We start from the raw sequence: 18,379 nt of genomic DNA on the forward strand, positions 1-18,379 counted from the left end.
AGAAAAACTAAAGTGCGGTGAAAAATCCGCCAAAAAATCACCGCACTTCGTCATCTTCTAGCAAGATTTCGCACAAATCTGGTAAATAAATCTGCTTTGACGGTTGAAAAAGGTGGGCATTTATTGAGATAATCCCCATTATTTTTGGGTGATCTTTTAGCAACCATATTTGATTTTGTGGTTGTCTTTTATTTGTCGGAAAGATCAATTATTTTAAATTTATTAAAGAAGAACAACGAAAAATGGCAGAGAAACGTAATATTTCTTAGTAGGCCCAATGGGAGCAGGGAAAAGCACTATTGGTCGTCAATTAGCGCAAATGTTAGGAATGGATTTTATTGATACAGATGCGGAAATTGAACAACGTGCTGGCGCTGACATTAGCTGGATTTTTGATGTTGAAGGTGAAGAAGGCTTCCGCAAACGCGAAGAACGTATTATTAATGAATTAACACAAAAACAAGGCATTGTGCTTTCCACAGGCGGCGGTGCGGTGATGTCAAAAGAAAACCGCAATCACCTTTCTGCGCGTGGCATTGTGATCTATTTAGAAACCACAGTGGAAAAACAATTCCAACGTACTCAACGTGATAAAAAACGTCCATTATTGCAAGATGTGGAAGATCCGCGTCAAGTGCTAGAAGATCTATCAAAAATTCGTAATCCGCTTTATCAAGAAGTGGCGGATATTACCTTACCTACTGATGATCAAAGTGCCAAAGTAATGGCAAATCAAATTGTTGATTTAATTGAAAATATCAACGGCTAATTAAGCAAAAGGAAAAAATGATGTTGTGCGTAAATGTTGAATTAAAAGAACGCCGTTATCCTATTTATATCGGCGCAGGCCTGCTTTCTGATCCGAGTGTTTATCCCCTAAAATCAGGTGATAAAGTGATGATCGTGAGCAATCCAACTATTGCACAACATTATCTTGCGCAGGTAACGAAAACCTTGACGGAATTGGGTTGTCAGGTTGATCACCTGTTATTGCCTGATGGGGAACAATACAAAAATCTTGAGTCGCTTAATCTAATTTTTACCGCCTTATTAGAAAAAAATCACGGCCGCGATACCACCTTAATTGCTCTAGGTGGTGGTGTGATTGGTGATGTCGTGGGCTATGCCGCAGCCAGTTATCAACGTGGTGTGCGTTTTATCCAAATTCCAACTACCTTACTTGCACAAGTGGATTCTTCTGTGGGGGGGAAAACCGCCGTTAATCACCCTTTAGGTAAAAATATGATCGGGGCGTTTTATCAGCCTTGCACCGTGATTGTCGATACGCTCACCTTGAATACCTTGCCAAAACGCGAAGTCAATGCAGGCTTGGCGGAAGTGATTAAATATGGCGCGATTTTAGATTATCCTTTCTTTGAATGGCTAGAACAGCACATTGATGAATTGGTTGCCCTTGAACAAACGCCGTTGCAGCAATGTATCGCACGTTGTTGTCAAATTAAAGCGGACGTGGTGGCAAGAGATGAAACAGAAAAAGGTGATCGCGCATTGCTCAACTTAGGCCATACTTTTGGCCACGCCATTGAAACCCATTTAGGCTATGGGCAATGGCTACACGGTGAAGCGGTGGCCGCTGGCTCAATGATGGCGGCTGCGCTTTCTGAAATGTTAGGGGATTTATCGGTGCAAGATGTAGGGCGTTTAGAAAAGCTCTTTGCGCGTGCTAATTTGCCAACCCTTTCGCCAGATACAATGCAACCCGAAGATTATTTACCGCATATGATGCGCGATAAAAAAGTGCTAGCAGGCAAGTTACGCCTTGTGTTGTTAAAATCTCTTGGGCAAGCTTATGTGGCAAGCGATAGCAACAAAGAGCTTGTTCTTGCAGCCATTGCACGTTGCACACAAACTGACTAATCTCAATGTATCCTGATGCGACAATTTTCCCACAACAAAAATACCGCCCTTTTCTAAAATGGGCGGGGGGAAAGTTTCGTCTTACGGATCAAATCAATAAATTATTTCCTAAGAAAAAACAATGTCTTATTGAACCTTTCGTGGGGGCAGGGGCAGTCTTTTTAAATAGCCAATTTGAACGTTATATTTGGTGGATATTAATGCGGATTTGATCAATCTATTTAACACCGTTAAACAAGATGTCAATTTGTATATCGAAGCTGTGAAAACGGTCTTTTTCACCCTGATGCGAATACACCAGACTATTATTACGCGCGGCGCGCTCAGTTTAATCAATCCACCAATAACTTTGAGCGTTCCGTACTGTTTTGTATCTCAATCGTTTTGGCTTTAATGGCTTATGTCGTTACAACAGCAAAAATGAGTTTAACGTACCATTTGGACGCTATAAAACCCATTATTTCCCCGAAATTGAGCTACGCTATTTTGCCCATAAAGCACAAAGTGCGGTGTTTATTTGCGCAGATTTTCACGAAGCCTTTAAATTTGCTGATGAAAATTCGGTGATCTATTGCGATCCGCCTTATGCACCGCTCAAACAAGAAAGCAATTTCACCAGTTATGCTGGCAATGAATTTTCCTTAGATCATCAGCAAGCCTTGGCTGAATTGGCGCACCGCACCGCAAGGGAACGACAAATTCCGGTGTTAATTTCTAATCACGATACCAAGTTTACCCGTCAAATTTACCAAGGGGCGAAAATCAAACGCTTAAAAGTGCAACGCTCAATCAGCCAAGCTTCGCACAAGCGGATTAAGGTGAATGAGATGATCGCCAGCTTTCACGGGCAAAAACTCAACGTGGCTGAGTGATTAAGGCGGGATTGACTTTAAATTGAAGTTGCTGAATTTGCGGATTTAGGCCCTGCACTTTCGCCAAGAGATCTTTTTCTTTGAATAACAAACTTTGGCGCACCATCGCATTTGCTACTTCAATCACTAACGTGGTTTCGGAAAGATTGGCAACGCGATAAAAGCCTTTAAATTGATTGGGAAATAGGCGTTCTACTTGCTCGTTCAGCTGTTGTAACAAAATGCCTTTTTGCATAATTTTGCCTAGGCTGGAATTTTCTAGCACATCTTGTACGTTGGTTGGTTTACTGTATCGCATCGCTTGTTTTCGGCTTTTTTGCCCTAATATTACACATCAGAATAAGACATTGTAGTGATTTTCCGCTACAATAACAGCGAATTTTTAATTAAAAATAAGTTAGCGAATGATTTCATCTAAAAGCACACAGAATTTTTGGTCGCAATTACTACTTAGTATGATTGCGATCTTTGCCTTGCCTAATGCGCAAAGCGTGGAAAATGCTGGGCTTGCCTGTGAAAATTATTCCCGTGAACAACGTCAAATGCAACAGCTTGCTTGTCATCAGCTGGTTGCCCACAAACAAATTATTCAACAGCAACAAAAACCAAGCAAAAAAAGTTTTGTTGCACCGAAAATTCTCACTAAAAAAGCACCGCACTTTGTTTTTCCTGTACTCAGTGCCGCCACGCCGATCCGTGCTGGCCCTACGGCTTAGCCTTTCTTTCTAGTAAATACCTTTTAACTGATTTCAGCGACTGCTGAAATTGAATTTAACCTATTGATATAAAAGAAATAAAATTATGTTTAGAACTATTTTTACAAAAATTTTTGGTAGCCGCAATGATCGCATTCTGCGCCGTTTGAATAAACAAGTAATCAAAATTAACAAAATGGAGCCGGAGTTTGAAGCCTTAAGCGATGAACAGTTGCAAGGCAAAACAGCAGAATTTCGTGAGCGCTTAAAAAACGGCGAAAGCCTACAAAGCTTATTGCCAGAAGCCTTTGCCACCGTACGTGAAGCGAGTAAGCGTGTACTCGGTATGCGCCATTTTGATGTGCAGCTCATTGGCGGTATGGTGCTGAATAATCGTTGCATCGCAGAAATGCGCACAGGGGAAGGGAAAACCCTTACTGCAACCTTGCCTTGCTATCTTAATGCTTTAACAGGAAAAGGCGTTCACGTTGTTACGGTGAATGATTACCTTGCGCGCCGCGATGCGGAAACTAACCGCCCATTATTTGAATTTTTAGGAATGACCGTTGGGGTAAACGTGCCGGGTTTGCCAGCGGAAGAAAAACGTGCTGCCTATGCTGCGGATATTACCTATGCCACTAACAGTGAATTAGGCTTTGATTATTTGCGTGATAATTTAGCTCATTCAGCACAAGATCGCTTCCAAAAAGAGCTTTATTATGCTTTGGTCGATGAAGTGGATTCTATTTTGATTGATGAAGCACGTACACCGTTGATCATTTCTGGGCCTGCGGAAGACAGTTCAGAACTTTATATTGCCATTGATAAATTGATTCCTCATTTAATCAAACAAGATAAAGAAGACACCGAAGAATACCAAGGTGATGGCGATTACACTTTAGATCTGAAAAGCAAACAGGCGTATCTCACAGAACGTGGGCAAGAAAAAATCGAGCAATGGCTGATCGATCAAGGCCTGATGCAAGAAACCGAATCTCTGTATTCCCCTGCTAAAGTCACGTTGTTACATCACGTTTATGCCGCATTGCGCGCTCATACATTGTTTGAACGTGATGTGGATTACATCGTAAAAGATGGTGAAATTATCATTGTTGATGAACATACAGGGCGTACAATGGCAGGCCGCCGTTGGTCAGAAGGTTTACACCAAGCCATTGAAGCAAAAGAAGGTGTACCAATCCAAAATGAAAACCAAACGGTCGCTTCTATCACTTACCAAAACTATTTCCGTCTTTATGAAAAATTAGCCGGAATGACAGGAACAGCGGACACCGAAGCCTTTGAATTCCAACAAATTTATGGTTTGGAAACCATTGTGATCCCAACTAATCGCCCAATGATTCGCGATGATCGCACAGATTTAATGTTTGAAAATGAACAATACAAATTTGCTGCGATTATTGAAGAAATTAAGGATTGTATTGCGCGCAACCAACCCGTGTTGGTGGGAACGGCGTCTATTGAAAAATCGGAATTGTTATCTGATGCTTTAACCAAAGCTGGCATTAAACATAGCGTATTAAACGCAAAATTCCACGCCCAAGAAGCGGAAATTATTGCTAATGCAGGTTATCCGGGGGCCGTAACCATTGCCACCAATATGGCAGGACGTGGTACAGATATTGTGCTTGGCGGTAACTGGAAAGCTGAAGTGGCAAAATTGGATAACCCAACAGAAGCGCAAATTGAAGAAATCAAAGCCAAATGGCAAGAACGCCACGATATTGTAAAACAAGCGGGTGGCTTGCATATTATTGGTACGGAACGCCACGAGTCACGCCGTATTGATAACCAGTTGCGTGGACGTTCAGGCCGCCAAGGTGACCCAGGTTCATCACGTTTTTACTTATCCTTAGACGATGCGTTAATGCGTATTTACTTAAACGAAGGTAAGCTCAATATGATGCGCAAAGCCTTCAGCACACCAGGTGAAGCAATGGAATCGAAATTGCTCACGAAAGTGATCGCTTCTGCGCAAGCAAAAGTTGAAGCGCATAACTTTGACGGTCGTAAAAATCTATTAGAATTTGATGACGTTGCCAACGATCAACGCCACGCGATTTATCAACAACGTAATGAGCTGTTGGATAACGAAAACATCGCTGACACCATTGAAGTGATCCGCCAAGATGTCTTCAACAGCGTGATTGATCAATATATTCCACCAAATTCCTTAGAAGAAATGTGGGATATTCCAGGGCTAGAACAGCGTTTAAGACAAGATTTCGCTTTAGACTTACCAATCAGCCAATGGTTGGAAGAAAATAATGCCTTGCACGAAGAAACCTTGCGCGAACGTATTATTGACGCAGCCGTTGCAGAATATAAACGTAAAGAAGAATTGGTTGGCTCAGAGTCAATGCGTCATTTTGAAAAAGGCGTAATGCTGCAAACCCTTGATGAACTTTGGAAAGAACATTTATCTGCAATGGATCACCTACGCCGTGGTATTCACTTGCGTGGCTATGCGCAAAAAGATCCAAAACAAGAATATAAAAAAGAATCTTTCCAAATGTTCACGGATATGCTTGATTCCTTGAAATTAAGTGTGATTACCACCTTAAGCCGAGTTCAAATTCGTACTCAAGAAGAAATTGAGCAAGCGGAGAAATTGCAGCAAGAAATGGCCGCGCGTGAGCAAGCAAAAATGCAATATAACACCGCTGATGATCAGCAAGCTCAAGGAGAGCAAGCACCATTGCCACCATCAGATCGTAAGATTGGGCGTAATGAACCTTGCCCTTGCGGTTCTGGTAAGAAATATAAACATTGCCACGGCAATCGCGCGGCGAAATATAGTTAATCCATAAAACATAAAGTGCGGTGAAAAATTTTTTTTTTACCGCACTTTATAGAGAGTCTGTTTATCATTCATAGCTCAAATGCAAAATGAATGATCAACAGACCCTAAGGAGAAAAATGGCGAAACCCATTATTCAAGTAGCAGCAGGCATTATTCGTAATGAATTTGGGCAGATTTATCTCACTCAACGTCTTGAGGGACAAGATTTTGCCCAAGCCCTAGAATTCCCCGGTGGAAAAGTTGATAAAGGTGAAACACCCGAACAAGCTCTTGCTAGAGAGCTAGAAGAAGAAATTGGTATTCATATTCTCAACGCCAGCTTATTTGAGCGTTTTACCTTTGAATATCCGTCCAAGATCATTCAATTTTCTTTTTACCTTGTAGAACAATGGGTGGGTGAACCATTTGGACGAGAAGGGCAAGAGGGAATGTGGATTGCGCAATCTGAACTTGATGCCAGCCAATTTCCCCCAGCGAACAGCAAACTTATTCAACGCTTATTGGCTGAAAATGCATAATTTATCGATAACAAAAAAAGCATTATGTGGGCAACATAATGCTTTTTCATTTCACTCCTTAACAACAAATATCCTGAACTACAAATTGCAATGAATGGCGTTCGTGTAAGCGGAATTTTCGCTGTTTCAAACGTTTTAATCTTAAAGCTCGCACTTGTGATAAACGGAAGAGTTTAGTGTTGTTTTTCTTCAAAAATGTTTTTCTTTTTACTGCCATAATATCCTCTATTTTCTATCAAAATTCACAGCCTAAGGGAAACCCCTAAATTATTTGCTGCGTTGTGGTAAAGGTTGGTTTTGTTCTTCTTGGTTTTGCTGTACGCGGTGATAATTCACAATGCTGTTCATATATCGGCGAATATTTTCCACATATTGGAACGCCTCATAACCTCGCGCATAGCCATATTTTAAATTTGTGTAGTAACGTTTTTCTGCCAGTAAGGGAAGATTTTTCTTCACATCAAGCCAGTTATCAGGATCACCGCCAAGGCTTTTCGTTAAACGGCGCACATCAAGTAAATGCCCTAGTCCCATATTATAAGCACATAAGGCAAACCAAATGCGATCTTCTTGGCGAATGGTATTTGGCATTTGCGCAAGTAATAAATGCAAATATTCTGCCCCCGCTTTAATGCTTTGCTCCGCATCTAAACGATTGTTGATTTTCATTCGCTCCGCTGTCGCCTTAGTAAGCATCATCATTCCGCGCACCCCTGTTGGCGAAGTGGCTTCTGGGTTCCAATGTGATTCTTGATAAGCAATAGCAGCTAACAAGCGCCAATCCAAATCCCCTTTATACTTATCAAAAAGATAGGCATATTTCGGTAAAATTGTTTCTATCGCGTTTAAATAAGAACGAGTGTCCACATAATCAAACTGCGCAAGATGATTAAAATATTTTTCTTCAATGCGTGCAATAAGCCCTGTTTCAATGACATTATTCATAAAATCAAGCAAGGCGGCTTGCAGTTCGTTATAAGTGTTATTCGCCAGATACCAATGAATGGTTGCTTCATCAGTAACATCAAAGGCAACCGCAAGCTGTGGCTTAATTTGTTGGGTAATGGAAATATCTATTGAGTTAGCAATGGTGTAATCTATTTTACTTTCCGCAACTTGCAGCAATAATTCTTCTTGGCTTTGATCTACTGTCGTCCATTGCAAATCAGGATATTGCTCTTTAAAACGGTTAAGCAATATATTAAGCTCCGAGCCTTTCGCCACCACTAAGCGACCATTTAATCTTGCTAGCGAATTCGGGCGATTTTCTCCTTTACGGTAAACCAGTTGCCACGAGGCAGAAGAATACGCCGGTCCAAGCTGAAACTGTTCTAATTTTTCAGGCTGATAAAGCAAATTCGCTGCGGCTAAATCAATTTGATGAGCGGATAACGCAGAAAACAGTGCTTGAACGCTATCCATTGGGCGAATATCCAATTCTACATTTAAATAATCGGCAAAGGCTTTCGTCAGTTCATATTCAAACCCCGTTGCGCCTTCCGAACCAATGAAATAAGAAATAGGATTATTCAGTGTGCCAACAATCAGTTTGCCTTTGGTTTGCACCATTGCATAAGGGTTATCTTCCGATTGCATTATGCGCTGCCACGGGAACACCATATCAATGGCCCATAATAATAAGGCAACGGCACTCACTATGCGTAAAAATAAACCTTTCAATCTCGCTCTACTCTATCATCACAACACATTTTATGTGTTTGGTTAAATTTAAAGTGCGGTAAAAAATCATTAAATTTTGTACCGCACTTATCAAATTAAATGAAAAATAAATTATGCCACTTTCGCCATTTCAAATTCGATCAACATCATTAAAATATGGATCACTTTGATGTGGATTTCTTGAATGCGATCGGCATAACGGAAATGTGGCACGCGAATTTCTACATCAGCAAGCCCTGCCATTTGTCCGCCGTCTTTGCCTGTCATTGCGATGACTTTCATTCCTTTGTCTTTCGCGGCTTTAATGGCGTTTAAAATATTTTTGGAATTGCCTGAAGTGGATAAGCCAAACAGTACATCGCCTTTTTGCCCTACTGCTTCAATATAGCGAGAGAACACATAATCATAGCCAAAATCATTACTCACGCAGCTTAAATGGCTGACATCAGAAATAGCAATGGCTGGATAACCAGGGCGGTTTTCGCGATAGCGCCCAGTGAGTTCTTCGGCAAAGTGCATTGCATCACAATGGGATCCACCATTACCGCACGAAAGCACTTTTCCGCCTTGTTTAAAGCTATCCGCAATTAACAATGCAGCTTGTTGAATTAATTCGATATTTTTTTCATCATTGACGAATTTATTAAGCACGTCCTGCGCTTCGTTCAGCTCGGCTTTAATTTGATCTAAGTACATTTTGTTCTCCTTTTGAGATAACGCATTAAAGTTAAAATGGCGTTAATCTATCACGATTTTGCCATTAATTCATTATATTTCCGTGCCTAGGGTTGTAACGCTTGAAGCAATTCTGTAACAAAATCCAACCGCACTTTATTATCGGTTAAATCACGCTGAAACCTAAATTTTGTTGGGCCGTCAAAGCGATACACCGCAGGGGATTGCTGAATAAGCTGCAAGAATTTTGTTGGGTCAAGGCTTGCTTGAGGGGAAAACTCAATAAAGCCACCTTGTGCCGTTGCTTCAATGCGAATGATCTGCAATGGCTTGGCTTGCAAACGCAGTTGAGCAATTTGTAATAAATTCTTGGCTGGCTGTGGCAATAACCCGAAGCGGTCGATAAGCTCCACTTTTAATTCATCAAGCTCTTGCGTATTTTCTGCCCCTGCAATGCGTTTATAAAAACCAAGACGCATATTTACATCGCCTAGGTAGTCATCTGGCAGTAAGGCGGGAATACGCAAATCAATTTCAACTTGGCGCTGGGTGAGTTCATCAAGAGAAGGTTCACACCCCTCTTTCAGTGCATTTACCGCACTTTCTAGCAGATCCATATATAACGAAAAACCAATGCTTTCAATTTGTCCACTTTGCTCATCACCAAGCAATTCCCCTGCACCGCGAATTTCTAAATCTTGCGTTGCCAACATAAAGCCTGCGCCAAGATTATCCAGACTTTCCAAGGCTTCAAGGCGTTTCAAGGCATCTTTTGTCATTGCTTTTGGTGGCGGTGTGAGCAAATAGGCATAGGCTTGATGATGCGAACGCCCCACTCGCCCACGCAGTTGGTGTAATTGTGCTAAACCAAAGCGATCCGCACGTTCAATGATGATGGTGTTCGCCGTTGGCACATCAATCCCTGTTTCAATAATGGTGGAACAAACTAGCACGTTATAACGCTGATGATAAAAATCGGACATCACACGTTCCAATTCACGCTCTCGCATTTGCCCGTGGCCAATCACTATGCGTGCTTCAGGCACAAGTGCGGCAAGATTTTCCGCACAATTTTCAATGCTCGCCACATCATTATGCAAATAATAAACTTGTCCGCCACGCAGAATTTCACGCAAAATTGCTTCACCGAATAATTAAATCATCAGCCTGTCGCACAAAAGTTTTAATGGTTAAACGGCGCGCAGGTGGCGTGGAGATAATAGAAAGATCACGAATACCATTCATCGCCATATTTAAGGTGCGTGGAATTGGCGTTGCCGTCAGGGTGAGAATATCCACATTGGCACGCAGTTGCTTGATTTTTTCTTTTTGACGCACGCCGAAACGATGCTCTTCATCAATAATCAGCAAGCCGAGATCCTTAAATTTCACTTCTGGCTGAATCAGTTTGTGCGTGCCGATTAGAATATCAATCTTGCCTTCCGCTAAATCAGCAAGCAGGACTTTTTGCTCTTTCGCTGTTTTAAAGCGCGAAAGCACTTCCACATTCACTGGCAAGTTGGCAAAGCGATCTTTAAAGTTCTCGTAATGTTGCTGAGCAAGAAGCGTGGTCGGCACAAGCACGGCTACTTGTTTATGGTTCATCACCGCCAAAAAGGCAGCACGCATTGCTACTTCTGTTTTACCAAATCCCACATCACCACAAACTAAACGATCCATCGCTTTCGGTTGCGTCATATCAGAAATTACCGCATTGATTGCCGTCATTTGATCCAAAGTTTCTTCAAAAGGGAAAGTGGCTGAAAACTGCATAAACTCATCACGATCATAATGAAAGGCAAAGCCTTTTTGCGCTTCGCGGCGCGCGTACACATCAAGCAATTCAGCGGCGACATCACGAATTTTCTCCGCTGCTTTCTGGCGGCTTTTCGCCCAAGCATCACTGCCTAATTTATGCAATGGCGCAGTTTCTTCCGAGCCACCTACATAACGACTAATCAAATGCAGTGAGGTTACCGGCACATAAAGCTTGGAATCATTAGCATATTGCAGCAGTAAAAATTCCGATTTTATCCCTGCATTTTCTAGCGTCACCAAGCCTGCATAACGCCCTACCCCGTGATCTAAATGCACCACAGGCTGACCAATTTTAAGCTCCGCTAAATGGCGAATTAAGGTATCTGGATTAACCGATTTTTGTCGATCTCGGCTGCGTTGTTGCACACGCTCGCCCAGCAATTCCGTTTCCGTAATCAACGCAAGAGAAGCCTTGCTTTTATCCACAATAAAACCACGATCTTGGCTACAAATCAGCAAACTTTGCTTTTCTTGCAAATCGGAAAGATGTGCAATTTGTTTTGGTCTTAATTTCAGCGGATTGAGCAAATCAAGCAAGGTTTCGCGCCGCCCTTCTGTTTCCACACAAAAGACAATATCGCCATTAAACTGCGCCATAAATTGTTGCAAAGGTAAGAGCGGTTCTTTTTGTTGTAATTTTAGGCTTAAGTCTGGCAAGGCTTGCACAGGCAAGTTTTGCTGACGCACAGAAGCACGCGCCACTTTCTCCGCTTTCAAGGTGATTTTAGGAAAATGTTTGAGCTGATGATTAATTTGGTCAATGGGCAACCAAAGCTGATCTGGCGGTAATAAAGGGCGCATTGGATCAACACGGCGGCTTTCATAACGCTGTTCACAATCTTGATAAAAACGCTCACCTTGTTGCTGATTGCTCTCAAAATCTACAAATAATGTCTGTTCAGGCAAATAATCAAATAAGGTGGCCATTTGTTCAAAAAACAACGGCTGCCAATACTCAATCCCTGCTGCCAGCGTGCCTTTGCTCACCTGTTGATAAATATGCTCAGGATCACGGCGAATTTCGCCAAAGGTTTCACGGAATTTGGTGCGGAAAAATTCAATGCCTTTGTGATCAGTGGGGAACTCTTGGGCGGGCAACAACCGAATTGAGGGAATTTCCTCCAGCGTGCGTTGCGTATCCACATCAAAAGTACGAATGCTATCAATCTCATCATCAAAAAAATCTAAACGAAAAGGCACCGCACTTCCCATTGGAAACAGATCGAGCAACGCCCCACGTAGTGCATATTCCCCGTGTTCCAGCACCTGTTCCACCGCACGATAACCCGCATTTTCTAACTTCAAACGAAAATCGTTAATCACAATGCGATCGCCTTTTTTTAATCAACAACACATTGTGCTGCAAATACTCAGGCGGGCAAATTTTTTGCATTAACGTGCTGATCGGCAAAATAAAATACCGTTTTTTGCATTTTGCAAATGGAATAACGCACTGAGCCGTGAAGAAATAATGTCTTGATGCGGCGAAAAGCTGTCATAAGGCAAGGTTTCCCAATCTGGGAAAAAGGTAACAGGCTGCGAAACGAATTCCGCCAAAACTTTCGATAAACGCACCGCACTTCGCGTATCTGGCGTTACCACTACGGTAAGCCCTTGGTGGCTTTGGGCAATTTCGGCAAGGGCTAAGGTATCGCTACCTGCAATAACATTGGCTAAAATTTTGTGATCATTGGCTTGTGTTGGGATATTCAAATCAAAATACATCATAAGGCTAAGTGCGGTGCTTTTTTCATCTATTTTTACGGATTAAAATTGTGCCTAGTTTAGCGGAAATCCCCAAACTTGCAAAGAAAAACACTGTTTTTTACACAGTACCAAAACTCAAACAATCCACCGCTCACTTTGACTGCCCCTATTTTAACCAGTTAAGCACCAAGGGCAGAAAAACGCTTGACGAAAGCCGATGAAATCTTTATATTCAGCCACTACTTCCTGATGGTGAGATGTCCGAGTGGTTGAAGGAGCACGCCTGGAAAGCGTGTATGTGCGAAAGTGCATCGGGGGTTCGAATCCCCCTCTCACCGCCATTCCATACTTTAAAATTTCCTTTTTCTTTTCAATTAAGTAAACGTATTTTTATCGTAAAAAAGGATTTATTCTTTAAAATAAATCCTTTAAGTCATTTGTAGTCAATAATGCTTAACCTTCAACTCCCTCAAACAATGCGGTGCTTAAATAACGCTCTGCGGCGGAAGGGAGAATGGCGACAATCAGTTTATCGGCAAATTCGGGTAATTTAGCAAGGCGATCGGCCGCTGCTACTGCCGCACCTGATGAAATGCCAGCTAGAATCCCTTCTTCCGCCATTAAACGGCGCGCGGTGGCAATGGCGGTTTCGCTATCCACGCGTTCTACGCGATCGATTAAGGAAAGATCGAGATTTTTTGGGATAAATCCTGCGCCGATGCCTTGAATTTTATGCGGACCGGGTTTCACTTCTTCGCCATTTAAGGTTTGTGTGATCACAGGGCTTTCTTCTGGCTCAACAGCAACAGAAAGAATTTGTTTGCCTTTATCAAGTTTGATCGCACGAGAGATCCCTGTGATGGTGCCGCCTGTTCCCACTCCAGCGACCAACACGTCAATTTTGCCGTCCGTATCATTCCAAATTTCCAAGCCCGTGGTTTGGCGGTGAATCTCTGGGTTGGCGGGATTTTCAAATTGTTTCAGCATTACATAACGGTTTGGATCGCTTGCCACAATTTCTTCCGCTTTTGCAATGGCACCTTTCATTCCTTTCGCCCCTTCGGTTAGCACAAGATTAACGCCCAAGCCTCTTAATAAGCGTTTGCGCTCAGAACTCATTGTTTCTGGCATTGTGAGCGTTAATTTATAACCGCGAGCGGCCGCCACATAGGCTAAGGCGATCCCTGTGTTACCGCTAGTGGCATCAACAATTTCTTTGTCTTTGGTGAGAATACCGTCTTTTTCCGCTTGCCAGATCATATTCGCACCAATACGGCATTTCACGCTAAAACTTGGGTTACGCCCTTCGATTTTCACTACAAGATTGCCATTGTTGCCAAAATGTTTAAGGCGGACTAAAGGTGTGCGTCCAATGGAATAAGAATTATCGCTATAAATTGTCATTGTGTTCACCTGTTTAATTTGAATTAAAAGTGCGGTCATTTTTAGCATAGTTTTTCAGCAATAAAAAATAGCCGTTTGCTATATTTTATAACTAACGGCTATTTAGGCTTTAATTTCAACTATTTAATAAAGCGATCTGAGTGATTTTTTAACGCATCTCGCTGATTATTGACAATTTTCGCGCGACTATTTTGTGTTGATTTGTGATGCGGTCTAAATTCAAATAAGGCGTTATCGCGATATTTTTCCACCCACATTGCCGTTGCCCCGCATACTGCCACAGGAATAATCACCAAATTGATGATTGGCACAAAGGTACAAAAGGTAATTAAGCTGCCAAAGGTTAAACTTAGCGTGCGTGTTTCGCCCAATTCATTACGCATAATATGGAAAGGAATTTTGTGGTTATCAAAAGGGTAATCGCAATATTGGATCGCCATCATCCACGCGGAAAATAAAAAGGTCAGCACAGGGACGATAGATTGCCCTAATACAGGAATAAAACTTAGTAAAAACAAGGCGATAAGTTTTGGTAGGCTATACCATAATTTTTGCCATTCACGCCCTAACATTCGTGGAATATCTTTGATGAAATCCATTGTACTCATTTCAATCAGATTTTCACCGGTGAGCATTTGCTCCACTTTTTCTGCGAGCAAGCCGTTGAAAGGGGCGGCAATAAAGCCTGAAAGGGTGGTAAAGGCAAAATAAAATAGGGTTAAAAGCATAAAAATGGATAACGCAAGCAAAATGCCACTTAACCACGCTAACCAATCGGGAACATAGCTGATCAGGCTATCAATTAGCCCGCCAATATTGCTCATAAACAGCCAAAACAGCCCCGAAAGCAATAAAATATTGAGCAAAATTGGCATAATCACGAAACGTCTTAAGCCTTTTTGTGTAATCAAATGCCAGCCCATCACAAAATAGTGAAAACCTTGTTTAAGTTCCTTTGCTTGCAACATCAATTTTCCTAATAAATCTCTCTAATCAAATAAAAATGCGGTTTAGCATACAAAGTGCGGTGAAAAAAATCAATTTTTGCATATCACCGAATTTGCAAAATATGGTAAGCTATCAACCAATTTGTGCCGCCCTTTGGTTTAAAGTTGGGAGAAGACAAGTAATGGATTTGAATACTATTTTGATTATTTTAGGCGTCATCGCCTTGATCGCTTTAGTGGTTCACGGAATATGGTCGAACCGCCGTGAAAAATCACAAATTTTTGAAAATGGCAAAACATTTAGCAAAGATTATCGCGTTCGCCAACCACAAGAAAATCTTGATCAGCAGGCTCAAAATGAAAATGCCGCACAAGCTGTGCCAGAAAGCCTTCAGCCAGCTCAACAGCATTTAGATTTTGGTGCGGAACAACATACATTTTCTACGCCTCGAAGAGAAGAACCCCAAAATGTGGAGCAGGCGGTTAATCAAATTAAAATTAGTTTGCCAAATGAGTCTGAACCTATTCAAGCCAATGTTGAACCCGTTGCGAATTATCAAACACCACAAAATTTGGCAACGGCAACTATCTCTGAAATTGAAGCGACAATTAACGCAGATGAAGGAATTCACGCAGAACACAAATTATCTGAAGTGCTAGCCAGTGCGCCAGAAACGCAGATTCAAATTGAACGTGAACGCCCAACCGTAGAATTTGAAGAAGTGGCAGAAAGCACACCTGCTCAACAGACCGAAGAACAGCAAACAAGCCAAGCCCAAGATTTCTTGATGCTTTATGTGGTATCACCAGAAAACCGCGATTTTAACGGCACTGATTTAGCCAGAGTGCTTGATGATCTTGGTTTTATTTTTGGTCATCAACAAATTTACCACCGCCATTTGGATCTCAGTGTGGCAAGCCCTGTGTTATTCAGTGCAGCGAATATTCAACAGCCCGGTACGTTCGATCCAAACAATATGGCAGATTTCTACACCGTAGGCATCGCATTATTTATGCAACTGCCGTCCCACGGTAACGATCTTGTTAATTTACGAATGATGATCCGTGCCGCCAAAACCCTTGCCGAAGAACTGGGTGGCTTTGTGCTAACGGATCAGCAAGAAATTTTTGATGACAATGCGGAAAAAGCCTATTTGGCTAAAGTGAGTGCTTAAAAAGACAGAAAAAAGCACCGCACTTTCTTTTATCGCAACTGGCGGGCCACTGTGTCCGCCTTAATTATTTGTACAAGTGCCAATTTTTAACGAAAAAGTGCGGTGATTTTTTAGAAGGAATTAATGATGACAGAACAACCCCTTGCCCAGCAAATTGAACAATTACGCCAAACCTTGCGCTATCACGAATATCAGTATCACGTTTTGGACGAGCCAAAAATTCCCGATGCAGAATATGACCGTCTATTTCACCAGTTAAAAGCCTTGGAGCAGGCTCATCCTGAATTTGCCGACAGCCACTCGCCTACTCAACGTGTGGGGGCAAAACCCCTTGCCGGCTTTGCGCAAGTAACCCACGAAATTCCAATGCTTTCCTTGGATAATGCCTTTTCTGATGAAGAATTTAATGCTTTCGTGAAACGTATCCAAGATCGCTTAGGCGTGTTGCCTGACCCACTCACTTTCTGTTGTGAGCCGAAATTAGACGGTTTAGCGGTGAGTATTTTGTATGAAAATGGTGTGCTAACCCAAGCGGCAACCCGTGGTGATGGCACAACAGGCGAGGACATCACTGCCAATATTCGCACCATTCGCAATATTCCATTACAGCTTTTAACCGACAATCCGCCCGCACGTTTAGAGGTGCGCGGTGAAGTGTTTATGCCACAAGCTGGCTTTGAAAAGCTCAATGAAATGGCGCTCGCCAAAGGGGAGAAAACCTTTGCCAACCCACGCAATGCGGCGGCTGGCTCATTGCGTCAGCTTGATCCCAAAATCACCCGCCAACGCCCATTAATGCTCAATGCCTATGGCATTGGCGTGGCAGAAGGCGTGCAGTTACCCGATACCCATATTGCTCGCTTGCAATGGCTGAAATCCATCGGTATTCCGGTTAATAAAGAAATTGAGCTATGTAATGGCGTGGAAAATGTGCTGAAATTCTACCGCACTATGGCAGAAAAACGTCCGCATTTAGGCTATGACATTGACGGCACAGTGCTGAAAATTAACGACATTGCCTTGCAAGAACAACTTGGTTTTATTTCCAAAGCACCACGTTGGGCCATCGCCTATAAATTCCCTGCACAAGAAGAACTCACCGTGCTAAACGATGTGGAATTTCAGGTAGGCAGAACAGGCGCAATTACGCCAGTGGCAAAACTTGAACCTGTGTTTGTGGCAGGCGTAACCGTAAGCAACGCCACCTTGCATAACGGCGATGAGATCGAACGTTTGAATATCGCCATTGGCGACACCGTGATTATCCGCCGTGCTGGGGACGTTATCCCACAAATTATTGGCGTAGTGGCAGATCGCCGCCCTGCCAATGCAAAACCGATTATTTTCCCTACGCATTGTCCTGTGTGTGGTTCGGTGATTGTGCGTATTGAGGGCGAAGCCGTTGCGCGTTGTACCGGTGGCTTGTTCTGTGAAGCACAGCGCAAAGAAGCGCTTAAACATTTTGTTTCGCGTAAAGCGATGGATATTGATGGCGTGGGTGCAAAACTCATTGAGCAACTGGTAGATCGCGAACTCATTCACACCCCAGCGGATCTGTTTAAATTAGACGAAGTTACCTTAATGCGCTTAGAGCGAATGGGGCCGAAATCCGCCGAAAATGCGTTAAACAGCTTAGAAAAAGCAAAGAAAACCACCCTTGCTCGTTTTATCTTTGCGCTTGGTATTCGAGATGTGGGCGAAGCAACGGCGCTCAATTTAGCCAATCATTTTAAAAATTTAGATGCAGTGAAAAATGCGACTATTGAACAACTGCAAGAAGTGCCTGATGTGGGCGAAGTGGTGGCAAATCGTATTTTCGTATTTTGGCGTGAACCGCATAATGTGGACGTGGTAAACGATCTGATCAGCCAAGGTGTACATTGGGACGATGTGCAAGTGCAGGAAGTAGGTGAAAATCCACTAAAAGGTAAAACCGTGGTACTCACCGGCACGCTGACCCAAATGGCACGCAACGATGCCAAAGCCTTATTGCAACAGCTCGGCAGTAAAGTTACCGGCAGCGTTTCCGCCAAAACCGATTATTTAATCGCGGGCGATAACGCAGGCTCGAAACTCAACAAAGCCCTTGAATTAGGCGTGAAAATTTTAACCGAAGAAGAATTTCTGGCAATCGCCAATTCTATGTAATTATGTTGCAAATAAAAGAGCGGTGAAAAATCTTGAAA

At 42.5% G+C, this 18,379-nt stretch carries 11 protein-coding genes, 1 tRNA gene and 3 pseudogenes; 9 read left to right on the forward strand and 6 right to left on the reverse strand.

The features are described 5' to 3' along the window. Positions 1–242: 242 nt before the first annotated feature. From aroK to C3Z13_RS11240, 3 genes and pseudogenes are all read left to right on the forward strand, one after another. Positions 243–769, forward strand: a pseudogene (gene aroK / locus C3Z13_RS11230) (shikimate kinase AroK). A 20-nt stretch (positions 770–789) separates the two neighbouring features. Further along, positions 790–1,878 carry a 3-dehydroquinate synthase gene (gene aroB, locus C3Z13_RS11235; protein WP_103855967.1) on the forward strand — a complete coding sequence of 363 codons (1,089 nt, stop codon included), beginning with the start codon at positions 790–792 and terminating at the stop codon, positions 1,876–1,878. Between the two features lie 5 nt (positions 1,879–1,883). Then, a pseudogene (locus tag C3Z13_RS11240) lies at positions 1,884–2,750 on the forward strand (Dam family site-specific DNA-(adenine-N6)-methyltransferase). Here C3Z13_RS11240 and C3Z13_RS11245 read toward each other — a convergent pair. Then, positions 2,734–3,048: a DciA family protein gene (locus C3Z13_RS11245; RefSeq protein ID WP_103853757.1), complete on the reverse strand. Its 315-nt coding sequence runs from the start codon at positions 3,046–3,048 to the stop codon at positions 2,734–2,736. The pseudogene C3Z13_RS11240 and the gene C3Z13_RS11245 sit on opposite strands and share 17 nt — an antisense overlap. Before the next feature lie 106 nt (positions 3,049–3,154). On the opposite strand from C3Z13_RS11245, the gene secM reads away from it, so the two are divergent. The 3 genes from secM (at position 3,155) to mutT (ending at position 6,787) form a co-directional block, all read left to right on the forward strand. Continuing rightward, complete coding sequence (secM, locus tag C3Z13_RS11250; RefSeq protein ID WP_103855968.1) at positions 3,155–3,466, forward strand: secA translation cis-regulator SecM; 312 nt, start codon at positions 3,155–3,157, stop codon at positions 3,464–3,466. Between the two features lie 85 nt (positions 3,467–3,551). Next, positions 3,552–6,269, forward strand: coding sequence for a preprotein translocase subunit SecA (secA, locus tag C3Z13_RS11255; protein WP_103855969.1), 2,718 nt, complete (start codon positions 3,552–3,554; stop codon positions 6,267–6,269). A gap of 116 nt (positions 6,270–6,385) precedes the next feature. Next, positions 6,386–6,787 carry an 8-oxo-dGTP diphosphatase MutT gene (gene mutT / locus C3Z13_RS11260; protein ID WP_103853760.1) on the forward strand — a complete coding sequence of 134 codons (402 nt, stop codon included), beginning with the start codon at positions 6,386–6,388 and terminating at the stop codon, positions 6,785–6,787. Between the two features lie 267 nt (positions 6,788–7,054). Here mutT and mltF read toward each other — a convergent pair whose 3' ends face one another. The 3 genes and pseudogenes from mltF to mfd form a co-directional block, all read right to left on the reverse strand. Next, entirely contained in the window at positions 7,055–8,467 is a 1,413-nt protein-coding gene (gene mltF / locus C3Z13_RS11265) for a membrane-bound lytic murein transglycosylase MltF (RefSeq protein WP_103855970.1), read from the reverse strand. A 111-nt stretch (positions 8,468–8,578) separates the two neighbouring features. After that, positions 8,579–9,163: a D-sedoheptulose 7-phosphate isomerase gene (lpcA, locus tag C3Z13_RS11270; protein WP_103855971.1), complete on the reverse strand. Its 585-nt coding sequence runs from the start codon at positions 9,161–9,163 to the stop codon at positions 8,579–8,581. Positions 9,164–9,249: 86 nt separating this feature from the next. Continuing rightward, positions 9,250–12,685: pseudogene (mfd, locus tag C3Z13_RS12530) on the reverse strand (transcription-repair coupling factor). Between the two features lie 233 nt (positions 12,686–12,918). On the opposite strand from mfd, the gene C3Z13_RS11280 reads away from it, so the two are divergent. Beyond that, positions 12,919–13,008 (forward strand) — tRNA-Ser (locus tag C3Z13_RS11280). Positions 13,009–13,120: 112 nt separating this feature from the next. Here C3Z13_RS11280 and cysK read toward each other — a convergent pair. Continuing rightward, the gene (gene cysK / locus C3Z13_RS11285; protein ID WP_103855974.1) at positions 13,121–14,071 is read right to left on the reverse strand and encodes a cysteine synthase A; all 951 of its coding nucleotides are present in this window, start codon (positions 14,069–14,071) and stop codon (positions 13,121–13,123) included. A gap of 119 nt (positions 14,072–14,190) precedes the next feature. Beyond that, positions 14,191–15,039 carry a sulfate transporter CysZ gene (cysZ, locus tag C3Z13_RS11290; RefSeq protein WP_103855972.1) on the reverse strand — a complete coding sequence of 283 codons (849 nt, stop codon included), beginning with the start codon at positions 15,037–15,039 and terminating at the stop codon, positions 14,191–14,193. 161 nt (positions 15,040–15,200) lie between these two features. Here cysZ and zipA point away from each other — a divergent pair, with 161 nt between their 5' ends. After that, complete coding sequence (zipA, locus tag C3Z13_RS11295) at positions 15,201–16,193, forward strand: cell division protein ZipA (protein WP_103855975.1); 993 nt, start codon at positions 15,201–15,203, stop codon at positions 16,191–16,193. Positions 16,194–16,319: 126 nt separating this feature from the next. After that, on the forward strand, positions 16,320–18,341 hold the full coding sequence (gene ligA / locus C3Z13_RS11300; RefSeq protein WP_103855973.1) for an NAD-dependent DNA ligase LigA: 2,022 nt from the start codon (positions 16,320–16,322) through the stop codon (positions 18,339–18,341). Positions 18,342–18,379 lie beyond the last annotated feature (38 nt).

Source organism: Avibacterium endocarditidis (assembly GCF_002921145.1).
Taxonomy (GTDB): Bacteria; Pseudomonadota; Gammaproteobacteria; order Enterobacterales; family Pasteurellaceae; genus Avibacterium; species Avibacterium endocarditidis.